Source organism: Streptomyces sp. JH14, assembly GCF_029428675.1.
In the GTDB taxonomy this organism is placed as follows: Bacteria; Actinomycetota; Actinomycetes; order Streptomycetales; family Streptomycetaceae; genus Streptomyces.
Genome location: NZ_JAJNEL010000001.1, coordinates 271,309 through 290,161, shown reverse-complemented (window position 1 = coordinate 290,161; position 18,853 = coordinate 271,309). Strand labels below are relative to the sequence as shown.

Here is an 18,853-nt window from a genome sequence, read left to right as displayed (position 1 = left end):
CCGTGAGAGTCCTGGGACTCAGCTCCGGCACCTCGCACGACGCGATCGACGCTGCCGTCGTCGAATTCCGCCTCGACGGCGACACCGTGCACGGCACCCTCGTCCACGCCGCTGCACACCCCTACCCGGCCGAACTGCGTGCCGAGATCCTGGACGCCCTGCCCCCGCGGCCCGTTTCGCTGGCCGCGGTGTGCCGCCTGGACACCCTGATCGGGCAGTCCTTCGCCGACGCCGCGACGGCGACGGTGGCCGAGGCCGGGCCGGTCGACCTGGTGTGCTCGCACGGGCAGACCCTCTACCACTGGGTGGAGGACGGGACCGTGCGCGGCACCCTGCAACTCGGCCAGCCCGCCTGGATCGCCGAGCGCCTGGGCGTACCGGTGGTGTCCGACGTGCGCACCGCGGACGTGGCGGCGGGCGGCCAGGGAGCGCCTCTGGTGTCACTTCTGGACACGCTGCTGCTCGGCGGACTGCCGGGTCCCGCGGGGGCGTTGAACCTCGGCGGGATCGCCAATCTGACGGCAGTCGGGCAGGGCGCACCGGTCGCGTTCGACACCGGTCCCGCCAATGCGCTGATGGATGCGGCCGCGCTGGCCAGGACCGGCCGTCCCTACGACGAGAACGGCCGGCTCGCCGCCGCCGGACGGGTGGACCCGGCGCTGCTCGCCGCTCTGCTCGCCGAGCCGTACTACCGGCGCGAGCCGCCGAAGAGCACCGGCAAGGAGCTCTTCCACGCCGACTACCTGGCCGGGCACCTGGCCGGACGCGCACCGCTCCAGGCCGAGGACCTCCTGGCCACCCTGGCCGAACTGACCGCGCGCACGGTCGCGGACGCGGTACGGGAGCAGGGCCTGAAGACCCTGGTGGTGTCCGGCGGCGGCGCCGACAACCCGGTGCTGACCGAGCGGATCGGGGCGCTGCTGCCCGGGGTCGAGCTGCTGCGCTCGGACGCGCTGGGCCTGCCCTCGGCCGCGAAGGAGGCGGCGGCCTTCGCGTTGCTGGGCTGGTTCACCGCGCACGGCCTGCCGGGGACGCTGCCCAGCTGCACCGGGGCGACGGGGGCACGGCTGCTGGGCCGGATCACCCCGGGCCACGGGCCGCTGCGGCTGCCGGAACCCCTCACCGAGGCCCCGGCCGCCGCCCGGTTCAGCTCCTGATAGCGGACTTCCGGCCGCCGCCCGGTCCACCTGCCGGCCTCAGCCCGTGCGGCCTTGCGGGTCCGGAGGGTGATCAGCGCGGCGCAGCCGGCACCCGCGCCCCTGCGCGCGCCGAGGCCGGTGCGGCGGGCCGGACCGCGACGGCCTCGGGGCGCGGGAAGCGGATCAGTCCTGCGTCCTGGGCGCTGCGCCGAGTGTGTCCGAAAGATCGACACGGATGCCCATCGCATGCGTGTACAGCTCCGCCTCGGCGTGCAGCGAGGCGCTCACGCTCGACGCCTGGCGAAAGCCGTGCCCCTCGCCCTCGAACAGCAGATAGCGGTGCCACAGCCCGCGCGTGGCAACGGCGTCGACAATGCGCTCCGCCTGGTCGGGGCGGCAGATGAAGTCGTCCGCTCCCTGCAGCATCACCAGCGGGCGATCGATCCGGTCGACCTTGCGCATCGGAGACACCTGCTCGAACCGCTTCCGGTCCTCGGGCAGTCGGCCGACCAGGTACTCCATGTAGCGGGACTCGAAGTCATGGGTCTGCCCATGGCTCCAGGATTCCGCGTCGCTGATCGGGTAGTACACCGCTCCGCAGCAGAATGCGTCGGTCGAGGTCAGGGCCGCGAGGCTGGTCCAGCCGCCCGCCGAGCCGCCGCGGATCGCGGTACGTGCCGGGTCGGCGAGTCCGGCGGCGGCCAGATCCCCGGCGACCGCGACCGAGTCCTCGACGTCGGTGACGCCCCAGGTGTGCCGCAGCCGGTCGCGGTAGGCGCGGCCGTAGCCGGTGGAGCCGCCGTAGTCGACGGCGGCGACGGCGAAGCCCCGGCTGCAGAAGAGGGAGAACTCCGAATCGGGCGCTGCGCCGTTGGAACTGGTGGGCCCGCCGTGGACATGGATCAGCAGGGGCGGCGTCGCGTCCGCCGGGCCGGTGCAGTCCGGGCTGGTGGGCGGGTAGTAGACGTACTGCACCTCGCGGCCGTCCGCGCCCTTGGCGACCCGCCGTTCCGGTACTGCCCGCCAGTCGTCGTACGTGGTGTCGCGTTCACCGTTGCAGCGCACCGGAGCGCTGCCGTCGAGCGGCACCCGCAGTACCGCGCGGCCGAGCGTGGGGGAGGCCGCCAGCACCACCGCGGCGTGGTCGTCGGCCCACAGATCGGCGCCGAATTCCGTCCACTCCGGTGCCAGATCGCGCAGCGTGCCGTCCGCCGGGTCCCACAGTGCGAGCCGCTGATCGCCGACGCCGTACCGCAGCACCACTCCTGCCGCGGTGGCCGCGAACCAGCTCGCGCCGACCCGCCACAGGGCGCCCGCGCACTCCCGCTCCATGGGCAGTACGCATGTGGCGTCCCAGTTCCCGTCCGGCGCCGGGGCGATGCGGAAGAGGTTCGCCCAGCCCTCCGGGTCGGCCATCGCGTACAGGGTGCCGTCGGGTGCCCAGGCGGCCTGCGACACGGACACCGCACCGCCGCCCAGCACCCGCACCGGCTCGCCGGCGACTCCGTCGGTCAGTGCCGCGACCATGAGATCGGTGGTCTCCCACGGCATCTGCGGGTGGTCCCAGCCGAGCCAGGCCAGGTGCCGTCCGTCCGGGCTGATCCTCGGGGTGGACAGGAAGTGATGGGAGCGGCCGACCACGCGCAGCCGGTCCGGCGCGGCGGCGGCCGAGCCGTCGAGCGGCACGGCGACGATGTCGCGGCGGGTCCGCGGGGCCGGATCCTCGTCCGGTTGCCGGGCCGCCTGCGTGACCTCGCGGACCAGCCAGACCTCGGTGCCGCCGGGCGCGAACACCGGGTCCGCCCAGCAGGTTTCGTACTCCGGCGGGTCGGCGGGCGTCAGCGGCACCGGGGCGCCGGCACCGCCTGCTCCCAGCGGAGCCGTGGTGACCGAGTACAGCCGCTGGTCGCGATGGTCGGAGTGGACCAGCAGGTGCGGGGCCCCGTCCGAGCCGGTCCGGACCGCGTACGGGCGGCCGCCGTAGCCCAGCGAACGGTTGCGCACGCTGACACCCTCCGGCAGCACCGGCTCGGGAGCGTGCCCGGGACCGGTGCGCATCAGCCGTACGGTGGCGCTCGCCGGGTCGTTGGAGCACCACCAGGTCTCCTCGCCGACGCCGGACGGCCAGCTCGTGGACCCGGAGCCGGCCGCGACCGAATCGGCGGTCAGCGGTGAGGGCCACTCACCGTAGGGGAGTATGCGCGGGTCGCTCATCGGGAATCTCCTCACAGGTCTATGCCGGCGCCGGCGCCGTCGCGCAGCAACAGGTCGGCAGCGGTCTCACGGCGCACCATGAGGCGCGCCCGTCCGTCGCGGACGGCGACCACGGCAGGGCGCGGCTGGAAGTTGTAGTTGCTGGCCATGACGTGGTGGTACGCGCCGGTTGCGGGCACGGCCAGCAGGTCGCCGACGGCCAGGTCGGCGGGGAGCGCGATGTCGGGTACGACGATGTCGCCGCTCTCGCAGTGCCTGCCGACGACGAGGGAATGCACCGGCCGGCCGGTCAGCCTGCGGTTGGCGGTCCAGGCGGTGTACGTGGCCTGGTAGAGGGCGGGGCGCAGAGCGTCGCTCATGCCGCCGTCGACGGAGACGAAGCGGCGCTTGAGGCCCTGCTTGACCACACCGACTTCATAGAGCGTGACGCCGGCGGAGCCGATCAGTGAGCGGCCCGGCTCCACCGCCAGCCGAACGGATCCGGGGTCGATCTCCTCGGCGACGCCGGCCCGCAGCGCCGCCACGAAGTCGGCGGGCGCCAGCCGTTGCACGCCGGGCACATAGGCGATTCCGGCCCCGCCGCCGAGGTCCAGCTCGTCGATGCGGATGCCGTGCCGCTCGGAGAGCATGCGGACGAACGCGGCCACCCGTGAGGCCGCCTGCCGGATGCCGGACGGGTCGAGGATCTGCGAGCCCAGGTGGGAGTGGATGCCCGCCAGTCGCAGTGAGGGGATGCCGCTGACGGTGAGTACCGCCTGTTCGGCGAAACCACCGTTGACCGGGAAGCCGAACTTCACGTCGTCGCTGCCGGTGGCCATGTAGTCGTGGGTGTCGGCGGCGACGCCCGGCGCGATGCGCAGATACACGTCCTGGACGTGGCCGGCGGCGGCCGCGAATCCGGCGAGCCGGTCGATCTCCTCGGCGCAGTCGACGACGATGACCCCGACGCGGTGGTCCACGGCCGCGCGGAGTTCGGCGGGAAGCTTGTTGTTGCCGTGCAGCACGATGTGCGCGGGGTCGAAGCCTGCGGCGACGGCGAGTTCGAGCTCGCCGAGGCTGCACACATCCAGGTGCAGCTGCTCCTCACCGACCCAGCGCACCATCTCCGGGCAGAGGAATGCCTTGGACGCGTAGTGCACGCGGTCCGCGCCGGACTCCCGCCACTGGCGGGCCCGCTCGCGGAAGTCGGCCTCGTCCACGACGTAGAGCGGGGTGCCGCAAGCCTGGGCGAGACCGGCCATCGGCACGGAGCCTATGTGCAGTTCACCGCCCACGTCCTTGGCGGTGAGCGGCCAGACCTCCGGGGCTTCGTCCGGGCCCGCGGCGCGGGTGGGGGCGGCGTCGGGTGCGTTGTCGGCGGGTGGAACCACCTGCGTCACTCCTTAGTGAGGACGACGAGCAGGAGCAAGTCGTCGCTGGGCTGCGTGATTTGGTGTTCTTCGGATGCGGCGAAGTGACAGGCGTCGCCCGGCTTCAGCACGCGCGCCGTGTCCGAGACGCGAAGCCGGCACTCTCCGGCCAGCACCACCACGAGTTCCTCGCCGGCGTGCCGGTTCGGCCGGGCGTGATCGCCCGGCTCGCCCCTGATCAGGCGTGACTGGAGTGTGGTCGCGCCATGAGCCGTCATGTTCCAGATTCCTTGACTTCCCGGCATTGCGGTCAGACCTGGAAGTGTCGTGAAACGCGCCGGAAACGGGCTGTTGTCCGTTATGTCGCCACGTTCGGCGCCGAGCAGTTCGTGCAGTTCGAGGCCGAGCACTCCGGCGAGTTGCGCCAGGCTGCGGACGGTCGGGTTCGCCGACCCGGATTCGATCTGCGAGACATACGCGGGGGAGAGGCCGGCCCCGGCCGCGGTGGCGGCCAGGGTCAGCTCTGCCGCCCTGCGTGCCGACGCAACGGTCTTGGCCAGGTGGGCGGTTGCCCGATCGGCGGCGGACGTCTCGACCGGTGAATCCGCGGCCGGCGGGGCGGGGGCTGGAACATCCCTTGACTCAGGCATGCAGTGACAGTAATACTCGCGCCACCTTAGATCAATGTATCCGCCACCAGGTGATACTCAGGGAAGAAATCGCTGGTGGTGGCGGTGAAGTCCACGCCACGGCATGGAGGGAGGTATCGATGTCTGTCCTTACGCCCGATCCTGTGCTCGGCCTGTTGGAGCGCGCCGCTGCGCAATGTGGTCCCGGGGCGGTTCGGCTGTACGCCGTGCTCGCCGCGGACTTCCCCGCGGCGCTGTCCCGGCGCCCCGCCCAGATCCTGCGGGCCGCCGACGCGAACGCCGAGGATCTCGATCAGCTGCTCGCCATGGCGGGCTTTGCCGACACCGAGGACCTGCGCGCCTGCGCCGCTCGCGAGACGGGCCGCCGGCTGCCCGTCCCCGACCAGCGCATCGCCGACCGCGAGGGCCGGCCCGGTGACCGCACCGCGCTGCCGCGCATCCTCGCTCGCGAACAGGAGAACCTCGCCGGCACGCTCGACGCTCTGCACACCAACGGCGCCTTGGAACTTGCCGCACGTGCGGTGGTCGCAGGCCGTCGACGCTGGGTGTTCGGTGACATGAAGTCCATCGGGTACGCGGCTCTGGTCGCCGCCGACCTCTCCTCCGCGCTCCGTGACGTGACGCTCGTCCAGCCGGGGGTGGGAGCGGCCGTCACCGCCCTCGCCGACGCCGGCGACCAGGACGTACTGATCACCTTCAGCTTCCACAGCTACAGCCGCCACACCGTGCGCGTGGCCCGCGAGTTCCATGCGCTCGGGGCCACCGTCGTGGCGATCACCGACGGCTACGACAGCCCGGTGTGCGCGTACGCCACCCATGTCCTCGCGGTGAACACCCGAAGCGAGTCGCGCACCCACTCGCCGACCGCCGTCACCGCCACCGGCCATCTGCTCGCCTCACTCGCTGCGGCCGGTGCGAAGGGCGCGGCCCGTCGCGCCCAGCGCCGGCACGCACTCACCTCGGCCCTGAGCGACGGCGAGAGCATCACCCCGCTCGGCCCGCCTGAAAGGACTGCTCCGTGACCCAGGAGCCCACCGACCCCTCCGCAGAACAGCTCTCCCACCACGAGGCGCTGGCCGCTGACACGATCGACCACTGCTCGCGGCTGATCCGCTTCGACACCAGCAACTACGGTGGAGGCGATTCCCGCGGCGAGCGGGAGGCCGCCGAGTGGGTCGCCGAAGTCCTGACCGACGCCGGATACGCACCGCAGGTCCTGGAGTCGGAGCCGCGTCGCGCCTCCACCGTGGTCCGTATCCCCGGTGCCGACCCGCTGGCGCCCGCGCTGCTGGTCCACGGCCACCTCGACGTCGTACCCGCCGAGCCTTCCGACTGGTCCTTCGACCCGTTCAGCGGCGAGATCACCGAGGGCGCGGTCCGCGGCCGCGGCGCCCTCGACATGAAGGACATGGACGCGATGATGCTGGCGTGCGCCACCGGCTTCGCCCGGACCGGCACCCGCCCGCCGCGCGACATCGTGATGGCGTTCGTCGCCGACGAGGAGGACACCGGCGCGTACGGAGCGGGGTTCCTCGTCGACAAGCACCCCGGACTCTTCGAGGGTGTCACCGCCGCCATCAGCGAGTCCGGCGGCTACAGCGTCCACCTGCCCAACGGCCGCCGCCTCTACCCGGTCGCCACGGGCGAGCGCGGCAGCGCCTGGATGACGCTCACGGCGCGCGGCGCCGCGGGGCACGGTTCCCGCCGGAACCCCGACAATGCCGTCGCCACGCTGGTGCGCACCGTCGCCGAACTCGCCGCGCTCTCGTGGCCGGTGCACCTGATCCCGCCGGTCCGGGCGCTGCTCGACGGACTCCAGGCGGAGCTCGGCGTCACCGTCGACCCGGCGGACCCGGAGAGCGTCGCCCAGCTCGGCGCGGCTGCCCGGCTGGTGGAGTCGACCATGTCGAACTCCCTCAACCCGACCCGCCTGAACGCCGGTTACAAGCACAACGTGATTCCCAGTGAAGCCACCGCAGGCATCGACGGACGTGTCCTGCCCGGCGCCGAGGATGCCTTCTTCGCCACCGTGGACCAGGTGCTCGGTACCAAGGTGACCCGCGAGTTCGCCAGCTGGACCAAGCCGGTCGCCGCCGATCACACCTCGCCCGAGTTCGCGGCCATGGCGGACGCCCTGCGCGCCCACGACCCGCAGGCCCTGGTCCTGCCGTTCTGCATGTCCGGCGGCACGGACGCCAAGGCGTTCGCCCGCCTGGGCATCGCCGGCTACGGCTTCGCCCCCGGCACCACCCCGCCCGGCTTCAATTCCTGGGACTACGTACACGGCGTCGACGAACACGTCCTCACCGACAGCCTCGCGTTCGGCGTCCGGGTCCTGGACACCTTCCTGCGGGCGGACCCCTTCGCTCCCACCTCGGGCTGACCCCACGGCCGCACCCGGCCGCACGGCAGGCGAGCCGCGCAGACACCGCGCCGGCTCGCCGCAGCACGGCACCACACAGCACGTTCACCGGTGCGGAGCGGACCCCACGTGGGCCGCTCCGTGCCCGCCCCCTGGAGTAGCACGACATGAGACACGCAATGGTCCGCGGCGCGATACGCCGACGTGGTACCGCCCTGGCCGCAGCCACCCTCACCGGCGCACTGGCCCTCGGCTCGGTGGCCCTGGCCCCGGCAGCCACCGCCGAGAGCAAGGGCACCACCCTCCGCGCGGCGATGACCGGCAACGGTATCGACTCGCTGAACCCGTTCCTGGCGTACTTCGCCGGTTCCCTGGACGTCGTCAGCGCCGTCTACCCCTCGCTGAACTCCCTGAACACGGACGGCTCCGCCGCGCCGTACCTCGCCACCAAGTGGGAGCCCTCCGCCGACAAGCTCACGTGGACCTTCACCATCCGTGACGGGCTGAAGTGGAGCGACGGCAAGCCGATCACCGCAGCGGACGCCGCCTGGACCCTCGAACTGATCCGCACGAACGAGGTCGCCGGCACCGCCAACGGCTCGCTGGTCGAGAACTTCGCGTCGGTCACCGCGCCCGACGCGACGACACTGGTCATCAAGACCAAGAAGCCGCAGTCGAACGTACCGTTCGTGTCCATCCCGTACAGCGGCGTGCCGATCGTTCCCAAGCACATCTGGGAGAAGCACGTCGACGGGCTGAAGGACTTCAAGAACGACTCCGGTGACATCGTCGGTTACGGTCCCTGGACGCTCACCGACTACAAGCCCGAGCAGTACGTCAAGTACGACGCCACCAAGGACTTCGTCCTCGGCGCCCCCAAGTTCGACCACCTGGTCCAGCAGCGCTACAAGGCCGTCGACGGCGCCGTGGCCGCGCTGCGCAGCGGTCAGCTCGACTACGTGTCGGACCTGAACTCCACCCAGTTCAAGGCGCTGAAGAGCGACAAGAAGGCCGACACCTTCCAGAACGCCGGCCGCCGCTGGATGAGCGTCGCGCTCAACTCGGGCGCCCACACCCGGTCCGGCAAGAAGATCGGCAACGGCAACCCGGCGCTCGCCGACGACGCTCTGCGCCGTGCCATCGCGCTGGGCACCGACAAGCAGACTCTGGTCGACAAGGTCCTCGACGGCTTCGGCCAGGTCGGGGCCGGATACATCCCGCCCACCTGGAAGCAGTGGGACTGGAAGCCTGCCGCCGGCCAGGAGCAGTCGTACGACGTCGCCAAGGCCAACACGCTGCTCGACGACGCCGGCTACACCAAGGGCAAGGACGGGATACGCGTCTCGCCCAAGACGAAGAAGCCGCTGAAGCTGCGCCTGGGCACCCACGCCGACGCCGCCTCCGACACCCAGATCGCCACCTACCTCACCGGGTGGATGAAGGAGATCGGTGTCGAGCTCACGGTCCAGCCGATGAGTTCCACGAAGCTCAACGACGACCTCGCCAAGGGCGACTGGGACCTGCTGATGGACGGCTGGGGCACCGGCCCCGACCCCACCTACCTGCTGTCGATCCAGAGCTGCGACGCGCTGCCGCTGGATGACGGCACCGGTGGTTCCACGGACTCCTTCCACTGCGACAAGGAGTTCGACAAGCTCTTCCAGCAGCAGGTCACCGAGTTCGACCCGGCGCAGCGCGCGGAGACCGTCGGCAAGATGCAGGAGATCCTTTACGAGGCCGACAACAACGTGATCCTCTACTACGGCACAGGCATGACCGCGACGAATGCCCGCACCGTGAAGAACCTCGCGGTCGGCAAGGCCGACGCCGCAGGCATCTACCCGATGCAGTACACCTTCGGCCAGTTCCGCAACGCCACTCCGGTAGTCGCGGAGAAGGCCGCCTCCTCCGGTTCCACCGCCATCTGGGGCGGCGCCGGTATCGCCGTGGTGATCATCGCGGGCGTCGCCTTCGGCATCAAGCGCCGCTCGTCGGCCGGCGAGCGAGAGTAACCGCTCATTCCTTCCGCGCACCCGGTGCCGGCACCGGGTGCGCGGTCCACCAGACCGAGCAGATCGAGAAATCATGACCACTACGTCCGACAGCGTGAGCGCCGTCGGCCCCGTGCCCGGGAGCGACGCGTCCGGCGATGCCTCCCGCCCGGGCACGGGGCGCGCCGCCTTCCTCCGCTTCCTGGGGGGCAAGCTCGCCGCAGCTGCCGTGAGCTTCGTCATCATCCTGGGCATCGGCTTCGTGATCTTTCAGCTGATGCCCGCCGACCCGGTCCAGACCATGACGCGCGGCCGTCCCACCAGCGACGCGCAGATGGCTCATCTGCGTGAGACGCTGGGCCTCGACCAGCCGGTCTGGGAGCGGTTCCTCTCCTTCGTGAACGACACACTCCACCTGGAGCTGGGCCGTTCCTGGCAGTACCAGCAGTCCGTCTCCTCGCTCATCGCGGAGCGCGTCGGTCCCACCCTGCTCCTGATGGGCACGGCCACCGCGATATCCGTGGTGCTCGGCCTGTGGCTGGGCGTCCGCAGCGGGTGGCGGCACGGCAGCCTCTTCGACCGGATCACCTCCTCCGCCGCGCTCACGTTCTGGTCGGTCCCCACCTACTGGCTGGGCATGATCCTGCTGATCTGGCTCAGCGTCGGCCTGGATCTGTTCCCGTCCGGCGGCATGTCCGACGCGGCGCTCGGCGCCACGGGCTTCGACCATGTCCTCGACGTGGCACGCCACATGGTGCTGCCATGTCTCACCATGGTGCTGGTGGTCTTCGCCCAGTACGTGTCGATCATGCGCTCGTCGATCATCGACGAGCTGGGCAGCCCGTACCTGCTGACCGCCCGGGCCAAGGGACTCGTCGACGACGCCGTACGCCGCAAGCACGCCGTGCCCAACGCGCTCCTGCCGTCGGTCACCGTGATCTTCCTTCATCTGGGCACCATGGTCGGCGGCGCGATCACCGTCGAGACCGTCTTCAGCTGGCCGGGACTCGGATCGCTCACCATCGAGGCCCTCAAGGTGCCCGACATCCCCGTCCTCCAGGGCACGTTCATCATCTTCAGCGCCAGCGTGATCCTGATGAACCTGCTCGCCGACGTGCTCTACCGCTTCCTCGACCCCCGGGTGCGTGTGCGATGACGACTCCTGACACCACCATCACGACCGCTCCGGCCGGCTCACCTCCCCGGCTGGCCGCCATCAGCCGCTTCGTACAGGACTACGCCAAGCGTCCGGCGGGACTCGTCGGGCTGGGCATCCTGCTCGTCTGCACGGCCCTCGCGCTGGCCGCCCCGCTCTTCATCGGCCCTGCACAACTCGACGTCACCAAGGTCGACGGCCCGCTGCTCGCCGCGCCCAGCGCCGACTATCTGCTGGGCACGGATCAGGCCGGCCGCTCCGTGGTGGATCTGCTGATCTGGGGGGCGCGCTCCTCGCTCTCCATCGGCGTCATCGCGACCGTGCTCACCATGGTGCTCGGCTCCGCGATCGGACTGCTCGCCGGCCACTATCCGGGCAAGCTCGGCAAAGCCCTGATGCACCTGACCGACTGGTTCATCGCCCTGCCCAGCCTGCCGCTCGCCATCTCGCTGGCCGCAGTGCTCGGCCAGGGAACGGCGTCCATCACCATCGCCATCGCGGTGACCTCCTGGACGTCCACCGCCCGGCTGGTGCGCGCCCAGACCCTCGCCGTGGAGGCCCGTCCGTTCATCGAGCGCGCCAAGGTGCTCGGCGCGGGCAACCGTCAGGTGATGCTCCGTCACGTACTGCCGAACGTAGCCCCGCTGATCCTGGTCTCCGGAACGCTCACGGTCGCCTCGGCGATCCTCTCCGAAGCCACCCTGACCTTCCTCGGACTCGGCGACCCGACCGGAGTCTCCTGGGGCTCCATGCTCAACGCCGCCTTCTACCAGGGCGCCATGACCTCCGGTGCGTGGTGGTACGTCGGAACGCCCGGCATCGCCATTCTTGTCGTCGTCCTCGGCTTCACCCTCACCGGGCGTGCCGTGGAGCACGTCCTCAACCCGCGGATGGTGGGCTGATCATGACCCTGCTCGACGTACGCGACCTGTCCGTCACCTATCGCGACGGCGACCGCGACATCCCCGCCGTACGAGGCGTCAGCTTCACCCTCGACCGGGGCGAGACCCTCGGAGTGGCCGGTGAGTCCGGCTCCGGCAAGACCACCATGGTGCTCAGCCTGCTGCGGCTCCTGCCCAAGAGCGCGAAGGTCACCGGCCAGGTGCTCTTCCAGGGTGAGGACCTGCTCACCGCCAAGTGGTCCACACTGCGCGCGGTGCGCTGGAACGGTGCCTCCGTGGTCTTCCAGGGCGCCATGAGCGCCCTCAACCCCGTGCGCCCCATCGGCGAGCAGATCTGCGAGCCGATCCTGCTGCACGAGAAGGTGTCCCCGCGCGTGGCCCGCGGGCGCGCCGCCGAACTCCTCGACAGCGTCGGCATATCCCGGCAGCGCATGGGCAGTTACCCGCACGAGTTCTCCGGCGGCCAGCGCCAGCGCATCATGATCGCCATGGCGCTCGCCTGCCGTCCCGACCTGATCATCGCCGACGAGCCCACCACGGCCCTCGATGTGATGGTCCAGGCGCAGATCATGGAACTCTTCACCGATCTGGTGAGGGACTTCGGCGTCGGCGTGATCATGATCAGTCACGACCTCTCCGTGCTCTCCGAGATGTGCGGGCGGCTCGCGGTCATGTATGCCGGCGAGATCGTCGAGACCGGTCCCTCGCAACAGGTCATCGAAGCACCCGAGCACCCGTACACCGGCGCCCTGTCCCGGGCGTTCCCCGCCATCGGCGACCCCGCCTCCCGGTTCGCGCCCTCCGGACTGCCGGGCGACCCGCCGGACGTCTCGGCGCTCGGCGACGGCTGTGCCTTCGCCCCGCGCTGCGCGCACGCCGTCGACGACTGCCGCACCCGGACCATCGAGCTGTGGCCCGCAGGCGACCGGCGCACCGCCGCATGCCTGCGCGTCCTGGACGCGCACACCCCCCCACCCGAAGGGAGCCGGTCGTGAGCACCGCGCCGACCCTGGAGGTCCGCGACCTCCACATCACCTATCCGGCGCGGGCCGGCCGCGGCCCCGCCCGCGCCGTGGACGGAGCCAACCTGACCGTGGGCCAGGGCGAGATCGTCGCCCTGATCGGCGAGTCCGGCTGCGGCAAGTCCACACTGGCCCGCGCGCTCGTCGGTCTCATCAAGCCCACCAGCGGCGAGATCCGCTACCAGGGCAAGCCCCTCACCTACTCGGCGAAGGCGCTCAAGGAGTACCGCCGCCACGCCCAGCTGGTCCTTCAGGACCCGGGCGGCGCCCTCAACCCCCGGCAGAACGTGTACGACGCGGTCGCGGAGGGACCCCGGCTGCACGGCATCACCGGCGAGCTCAACTCCCGGGTGCACACCGCCCTCCAGCGTGCCGGACTGCGCCCTCCGGAGCGGTTCCTCCACCGCTTCCCGCACGGGATGTCGGGCGGCCAGCAGCAGCGCGTGGTCATCGCGGGTGCACTCGCCCTCGACCCGTCGGTGATCGTCGCCGACGAGCCGGTCGCCTCCCTCGACGCCTCCGTGCGCGGCGAGATCCTCAAGCTGATCCTGGAACTGCGTGACGACTTCGGCCTGTCCGCCCTGGTGGTCAGCCACGACCTGGGCCTGGCCTGGAACATCGCCGACCGGGTCGCCGTGATGTATCTCGGACGGATCGTCGAGGTCGGCACCGTCGAGGAGGTACTGCTGCGTCCCCAGCATCCGTACACCAAGGCGCTGCTCTCGGTGCTGCCCGAGGCGGGCCGCGACCAGCCGCGGACCGTCCTGACCGGTGAGCCGCCGGACCCGACCCGCATCCCGGCCGGCTGCCGCTTCCATCCGCGCTGCCCGCGCTGGGCGGAGCTGAAGGGCGCCGAGCGCGCCTCCGCGGGCTGTGACACACGAGAACTGTCCGTACTGACCGCCGACCCGGCGGCCGCCCAGGCGGCCTGCCATTTCGCCCATGGCCGCTGACACCGCACTCGTCGTGCGCGACGTCGAAGGCCCTGCCGCCATGGCGGCCTGCATAGGTCTGTACACCGATGTGATGGGGCTGCGCCCGGCCGACGGGAGCCTCAACCCCCGCCTGCTGACCGCGCTCCAGACCAACGGAGGCATCGTCGTCGCCGCGTACGAGAGCGGCGACCCGGCGCGGCCGGTCGGCTTCGCATACAGCTTCCTGGCCCGCGAACCCGGCGGCGAGCTGTTCCAGTACTCGCAGCTCGCCGTCGTTGCCCGCCACCTCCAGGGGCGGGGAGTGGGCCGGCTCCTCAAGTACGCCCAGCGCGAGCGGGCACTGGCGATGGGGCTCACTCGTATCCGCTGGTCCTACGACCCCCTCAAGACCCGCAACGCGCACTTCAACCTGGACGTGCTCGGCGGGCGGATCTCCGTACTCAAGCCGTCCATGTACGGCGACGAGGGCTTCGGGGACGACGCGGGCGAGTCGACCGACCGGTTCCTCCTCGACTGGGACCTGACGCGCCCCGCCATGGCCCAGCCCGAACTACCCGACCGGGCCTGGCAACCAGGCGAGTGTCTGGCATACGGCGACGACCTGCTGATCGCCGTACCCGCCCTCTGGGACCTGCACCGCACCGCGATAGGAGCGTCCGCAGCCGCTGCGCTGCGCACCTCGCTCAGAGAAACTTTCACCGAGGCCCTTACCACCCATGTCGGGGTCTCCTGCCTGCGTGTCACCGACGACCTCGCGGTCTACCGGTTCGTCCCGCGCGGCACCGACCAGGAAGTCGCCTCATGACGATCACCATCACCGAGATCGAACTCTCTCTGGTGCGACTGGACTTGATCCACGAGTTCGAGACCAGTTCCCACCGCAAGTCGTACCTCGACCACATCGTGGTCAGGGCCACCGCATCCGACGGCACGGTCGGCTGGGGCGAGTGCGCCTCGCCCAGCGACCCGTACTACTGCAGCGAATCCACCGAGAGCTGCTGGTACGTGCTGAGCGAGCACCTCGCCCCCATGGTTCTCGGCCGCCCCTGGGAGCACCCGGACGACGCGGTGGCTCTCACCGCCCGGCTGTCGGGCAACCACTTCGCCCGCGCCGGGCTCGACATGGCCTGCTGGGACCTGTACGGGCAGGCCCGCGGCGAAACTCTCTCCACCCTCGTCGGCGGCACCGCCGAGCGGATCAGCGCGGGCGTCAGCCTCGGCATCGAGCCGACGGTCGACGCACTCCTTGCCCAGGTCGCCCGGCATGTCGGTGACGGCTACCGCCGGGTCAAGCTCAAGTGCCGCCCCGGCTGGGACCTCGAGCCGGTACGGGCGGTGCGCGCGGCCTTCCCCGGCATCGCGCTCCAGGTTGACGCCAACACCGGCTACCGGGCCGACTCACCCGAGCACCTGGCAGCCCTGACGGCCCTCGACGACCAGGGCCTGCTCATGATCGAGCAGCCCTTCGCCGAGGACGATCTGCTCGGCCACGCGGACCTCGCGGCCCGGCTCGACACCCCTGTCTGCCTCGACGAGTCGATCACCTCACCCGCCGTACTGGCCACGGCACTGCACCTGGGCGCCGCCGACATCGTCAACATCAAGGTGTCCCGGCTCGGCGGGATCGGACCGTCCGTCGCGGTGCACGACGTGTGCCGCGAGGCGGGAATCCCGGTGTGGTGCGGCGGTATGCACGAGTTCGGCATCGGCCGCGCCGCCAACCTGGCCGTCGCCTCGCTGCCCGGCTTCACGCTGCCCTCGGACGTGTCCGGATCCGACAAGTACTACCGCCAGGACATCGTCACGCCGCCTATCCGCGCCACCGACGGCCTGGTCCCGGTACCCGACGCCCGCCCGGGCCTCGGCGTCCATGTCGACGAGTCCCTGGTCAGGGCGAACCGGTTGCGGCACGCCGTGCTGAAGGAAGGCTGAGCCCGTGCGATTCGACGCCGCGCATCTGCGCGACCGGGCGCTCGCCCGCCTGGAAACCCTCGTCATGGCCGAGAGTCCGTCCGGGGAGCCCGCACTGCTCCAGATCGTCAACGCCGATCTGGAGCAGGCCTATCGGGCTCTCGGAGCCCGCGTCACCCGTGAGAGCGGACCGCACGGCGACCACCTGATCTGCGAGTGGCCGGGCGCCGACGGCGACGACGGCCACATCCTGCTCATCGGCCACAGCGACACCGTCCTTCCCGTCGGCACCACCGCCGATCGCCCGTTCACGCTCCACGAGGACGACGACACCGTCACCGGCCCCGGCGTGTACGACATGAAGGGCTCCCTCGTCGCCATCGAGCTGGCCTTCGTCCTGCTGCGCGAACACGGCCTCTCCCCGGCCCGCCCGGTGCGTCTGGTCGTCGCCAACGACGAGGAGATCGGCTCACCGGACGGCCGCCGCATCATCGCCGCCCATGCCGCGGGCGCCTTCGCCGCGCTCGGCTTCGAACCGCCGCTGCCGGGTGGCACGCTGAAGACCGGCAGACGTGGTGTGGCCCGGGTACGTATCGACGTCCAGGGCGTGGAGGCGCACGCCGGGCTCGACGCCTCGCTCGGCACCTCCGCGATCGACGAGCTCATCGACCAGATCGCCGCTGTACGAGCGGCCGTCCCGGCGTCGCCCGCCGCCGAGTTCAACATCGGCACCATCAGCGGCGGCACCCGCGCCAACGTCGTCGCGGGAGCCGCCTCGGCCGAGCTCGGCCTGCGCTTCGCCACCCCTGCCGCCGAAACCGCCGTACTCGGTGCGCTCGACGCCGTCACCCCGGTCCGCCCCGGCGCAAAGGTGACCGTCACCCGGCTGTCGTACCGTCCCGCCTGGGAGCGCGACCCCGCAAACCCCCTCGCTGCGCGACTCGCTTCGCTCGCGGCCGAGCGGGGCACGGAACTGCTCACCGGCACCTCGGGCGGCGCCGGGGACACCAACCTCACCGGCTCGCTCGGTATCCCCACCGCCGACGGCCTCGGCCCGGACGGTGCGGGCGCCCACTCCATGTCCGAACGCGCCTCGGTCGCCTCACTGCTGGACCGCGCCGCCCTGCTCGCCGCCTACCTCACCACGCCCGAGGAGTCCGCATGACCTCCCCCGAGAACACCGGCCTGATCCGTCCGCCCGCCCTCAAGGCGGGCGACCGGGTCGCCGTCACCGCCGCCTCGGGAGCGCCGCGCGCCGAGGACCTGGAGAAGGGCGTCGCAGCCCTGGAGAGTCTCGGCCTGATCGTCGACGTACTGCCCTCGGCGCGCGCCGCAGGCATCCCCCTCGACTACCTCGCCGGTGACGACGCCACCCGCGCCGCCGACCTCACCACCGCACTCACCGACCCCCGCTACCGTGCCGTCTTCCTGGCCCGTGGTGGCTACGGCGCCCAACGCACCCTGGAAGGCGTCGACTTCGCGTCCATGGGCACCCCCGCGCCGCGCGTCCTGGTCGGCTACTCGGACGTCACCGCGCTCATCGAGGCGGTCGCGGTGCACCTGGGCTGGGCGTCGCTCTTCGGGCCGATGCCCGTATCGGACGACTTCACGCCCGGTTCGTATGCCTTCGACATGATGGCGCGGACGCTGTTCACCCCGGCCGAGGCCACCCGGATGACCTTCCCGGCAGCCCGCACCCTGGTCCCCGGAACCGCCGAGGGCGTCACCCTCGGCGGGACCGCGAGCCTGCTCTGCTCTTCGCTGTCCACCTCCACCTCGCGCCCGGCCCGCGGCGGCATCCTCTTCCTGGAGGACGTGGACGAGGAGCCGTACCGGCTGGACCGCATCCTCACGCAGCTGCGCCGCTCCGGTTACCTCGACGGGGTCGCGGGCATCCTCTGCGGCACCTTCACCGGCTGCGGCGACCCGGCCGAGATCGACGCCCTGCTCATCGACCGGCTCGGCGATCTCGGCGCCCCGGTCCTTGCCGGCGCCGACATCGGCCACGGCGTCCCGATGCAGACCTTCCCGGTCGGTGTGCAGGCCCGTCTCGACGCCGACGAAGCCACGCTCACCTTCGACGTACCGGTGCTCGCCTGACCGGACCGACGGCCGGTGAGGCGCCCTTCGGCGGTGGCCGGGAGCTCCGGATGGAGCGGTGAAGAAGCGGCGGGGAGAAGCTCCCCGCCGCTTCGGCATGTCCTGACCAGGTCGGATCATGCGTCCGCGACCGCTGCACGACGTGACAGGGACCGCCGCTCACCGTTCGGTTGAAGTTCTTCACTCTGAAGGGTTGTTTTCAATCTAGTGAAGCTCTTCAATATGACCAAGCTCGGATCGTCGAGGCCGCACACGCTCCGCCGAAGCGCTTGTTGCTCAACGGCGAAGCTCCTTCCGTCCCCACGCCACTGAGGCAGGTCGAAGCTGTGAGTGACGCAATCCACGTACCCCAGGACGGTCAGCCGGACCTGGACGCTCTCGTCGCCACAGTGGGAATCCAGATCAAGGCACTGCGCAAGCAGGCCGGTTACACCCTCGACGACCTCAGCCGAGGATCCGGTGTGAGCACCGGCCTCATCAGTCAGATCGAACGCGGCAAGGGCAATCCGTCCTTCGCCACCCTGGTCCAGATCGCGCACGGGCTGGACATCCCCATCGGCAGGCTCTTCCACCTGACCGAACAGATCAGCCCCGTGGTGCGGCGCGCCGAGCGCCGCAGTCTCGATTTCCACGGCACCGATGGACTCGACGACGCCACCTACGAGTTGCTCACTCCTACGCTGAACGGCGCGCTCGAGGTCCTCTGGGTCGAGACCCAGCCGGGTCATGACACCAGCAGCACCCCCTTCCGCCACAACGGCGAAGAGTTCGGCATCGTTCTCTCCGGTGTCAAGGACGTCTATCTCGACGGCGTCCGGCACCGGCTCGAGGCCGGTGACTCGATCACGTACTCGTCGAGCGTCCCGCACTGGTACGCCAACCCCGGTGACGAGCCGTCCACTTCCGTCTGGGTCATCACCCCGCCCAGCTGGTAGGCCCGGGGCTCCGCCGTACCCCGCTCCCTCAACGCCCCGGCCGTCGGCCCGGGCGCAGCTCCCGCACGGCCTGAGCCGTGCGCCTTTCACCGCGAGGTGCCCCCGCTATGGCATCGCTCCATGAAAGATCAGCTACTGCAGTCCGTACTCCTCTCTCCCAGCGGCGCGCACTGCTGGCCCTCGGTGG

General features: G+C 71.0%; 16 protein-coding genes. 13 read left to right on the top strand and 3 right to left on the bottom strand.

Going from position 1 to position 18,853, the window contains the following annotated elements; all coding sequences use genetic code 11:
- The first annotated feature begins 2 nt into the window (after nt 1-2).
- On the top strand, nt 3-1,157 hold the full coding sequence (locus tag LRD69_RS01335) for an anhydro-N-acetylmuramic acid kinase (RefSeq protein ID WP_277324690.1): 1,155 nt from the start codon (nt 3-5) through the stop codon (nt 1,155-1,157).
- 165 nt (nt 1,158-1,322) lie between these two features.
- Here the strand turns inward: LRD69_RS01335 and LRD69_RS01330 are convergent, their stop codons facing one another.
- From LRD69_RS01330 to LRD69_RS01320, 3 genes are read right to left on the bottom strand one after another with little or no spacing between them, the layout of a single operon-like run.
- Nucleotides 1,323-3,353 carry a prolyl oligopeptidase family serine peptidase gene (locus LRD69_RS01330; RefSeq protein WP_277324689.1) on the bottom strand — a complete coding sequence of 677 codons (2,031 nt, stop codon included), beginning with the start codon at nt 3,351-3,353 and terminating at the stop codon, nt 1,323-1,325.
- Nucleotides 3,354-3,364: 11 nt separating this feature from the next.
- Nucleotides 3,365-4,723 (bottom strand): diaminopimelate decarboxylase, encoded by a 1,359-nt coding sequence (gene lysA, locus LRD69_RS01325; RefSeq protein ID WP_277324688.1) that lies wholly within the window; start codon nt 4,721-4,723, stop codon nt 3,365-3,367.
- A 5-nt stretch (nt 4,724-4,728) separates the two neighbouring features.
- A complete protein-coding gene (locus LRD69_RS01320; protein WP_277324687.1) occupies nt 4,729-5,352 on the bottom strand; it encodes a cupin domain-containing protein in 624 nt (207 codons plus the stop codon).
- A 119-nt stretch (nt 5,353-5,471) separates the two neighbouring features.
- Between LRD69_RS01320 and LRD69_RS01315 the strand changes: the two genes are divergently transcribed.
- From LRD69_RS01315 to LRD69_RS01260, 12 genes are all read left to right on the top strand, one after another.
- Nucleotides 5,472-6,374 (top strand): SIS domain-containing protein, encoded by a 903-nt coding sequence (locus LRD69_RS01315; RefSeq protein ID WP_277324686.1) that lies wholly within the window; start codon nt 5,472-5,474, stop codon nt 6,372-6,374.
- Nucleotides 6,371-7,735, top strand: a complete 1,365-nt coding sequence (locus tag LRD69_RS01310; protein WP_277324685.1) for a M20/M25/M40 family metallo-hydrolase — start codon at nt 6,371-6,373, stop codon at nt 7,733-7,735. The genes LRD69_RS01315 and LRD69_RS01310 overlap by 4 nt, the downstream gene beginning before the upstream one ends.
- Nucleotides 7,736-7,881: 146 nt before the next feature.
- On the top strand, nt 7,882-9,726 hold the full coding sequence (locus LRD69_RS01305; protein ID WP_277324684.1) for an ABC transporter substrate-binding protein: 1,845 nt from the start codon (nt 7,882-7,884) through the stop codon (nt 9,724-9,726).
- Between the two features lie 73 nt (nt 9,727-9,799).
- A complete protein-coding gene (locus tag LRD69_RS01300) occupies nt 9,800-10,861 on the top strand; it encodes an ABC transporter permease (RefSeq protein ID WP_277324683.1) in 1,062 nt (353 codons plus the stop codon).
- A complete protein-coding gene (locus LRD69_RS01295) occupies nt 10,858-11,763 on the top strand; it encodes an ABC transporter permease (RefSeq protein ID WP_277324682.1) in 906 nt (301 codons plus the stop codon). The genes LRD69_RS01300 and LRD69_RS01295 overlap by 4 nt, the downstream gene beginning before the upstream one ends.
- A gap of 2 nt (nt 11,764-11,765) precedes the next feature.
- On the top strand, nt 11,766-12,758 hold the full coding sequence (locus LRD69_RS01290) for an ABC transporter ATP-binding protein (RefSeq protein ID WP_277324681.1): 993 nt from the start codon (nt 11,766-11,768) through the stop codon (nt 12,756-12,758).
- Nucleotides 12,755-13,738, top strand: coding sequence for an ABC transporter ATP-binding protein (locus tag LRD69_RS01285; RefSeq protein WP_346771893.1), 984 nt, complete (start codon nt 12,755-12,757; stop codon nt 13,736-13,738). Before LRD69_RS01290 ends, LRD69_RS01285 begins: the two co-directional genes overlap by 4 nt.
- Complete coding sequence (locus tag LRD69_RS01280) at nt 13,728-14,525, top strand: hypothetical protein (RefSeq protein ID WP_277324679.1); 798 nt, start codon at nt 13,728-13,730, stop codon at nt 14,523-14,525. Before LRD69_RS01285 ends, LRD69_RS01280 begins: the two co-directional genes overlap by 11 nt.
- Nucleotides 14,522-15,652, top strand: a complete 1,131-nt coding sequence (gene menC, locus LRD69_RS01275) for an o-succinylbenzoate synthase (RefSeq protein ID WP_277324678.1) — start codon at nt 14,522-14,524, stop codon at nt 15,650-15,652. Before LRD69_RS01280 ends, menC begins: the two co-directional genes overlap by 4 nt.
- Before the next feature lie 4 nt (nt 15,653-15,656).
- Entirely contained in the window at nt 15,657-16,796 is a 1,140-nt protein-coding gene (locus tag LRD69_RS01270; protein ID WP_277324677.1) for a M20/M25/M40 family metallo-hydrolase, read from the top strand.
- Nucleotides 16,793-17,731 carry an LD-carboxypeptidase gene (locus LRD69_RS01265; RefSeq protein WP_277324676.1) on the top strand — a complete coding sequence of 313 codons (939 nt, stop codon included), beginning with the start codon at nt 16,793-16,795 and terminating at the stop codon, nt 17,729-17,731. The genes LRD69_RS01270 and LRD69_RS01265 overlap by 4 nt, the downstream gene beginning before the upstream one ends.
- A 326-nt stretch (nt 17,732-18,057) precedes the next feature.
- Nucleotides 18,058-18,666 carry an XRE family transcriptional regulator gene (locus LRD69_RS01260; protein ID WP_277324675.1) on the top strand — a complete coding sequence of 203 codons (609 nt, stop codon included), beginning with the start codon at nt 18,058-18,060 and terminating at the stop codon, nt 18,664-18,666.
- The last annotated feature ends 187 nt before the right edge of the window (nt 18,667-18,853 follow it).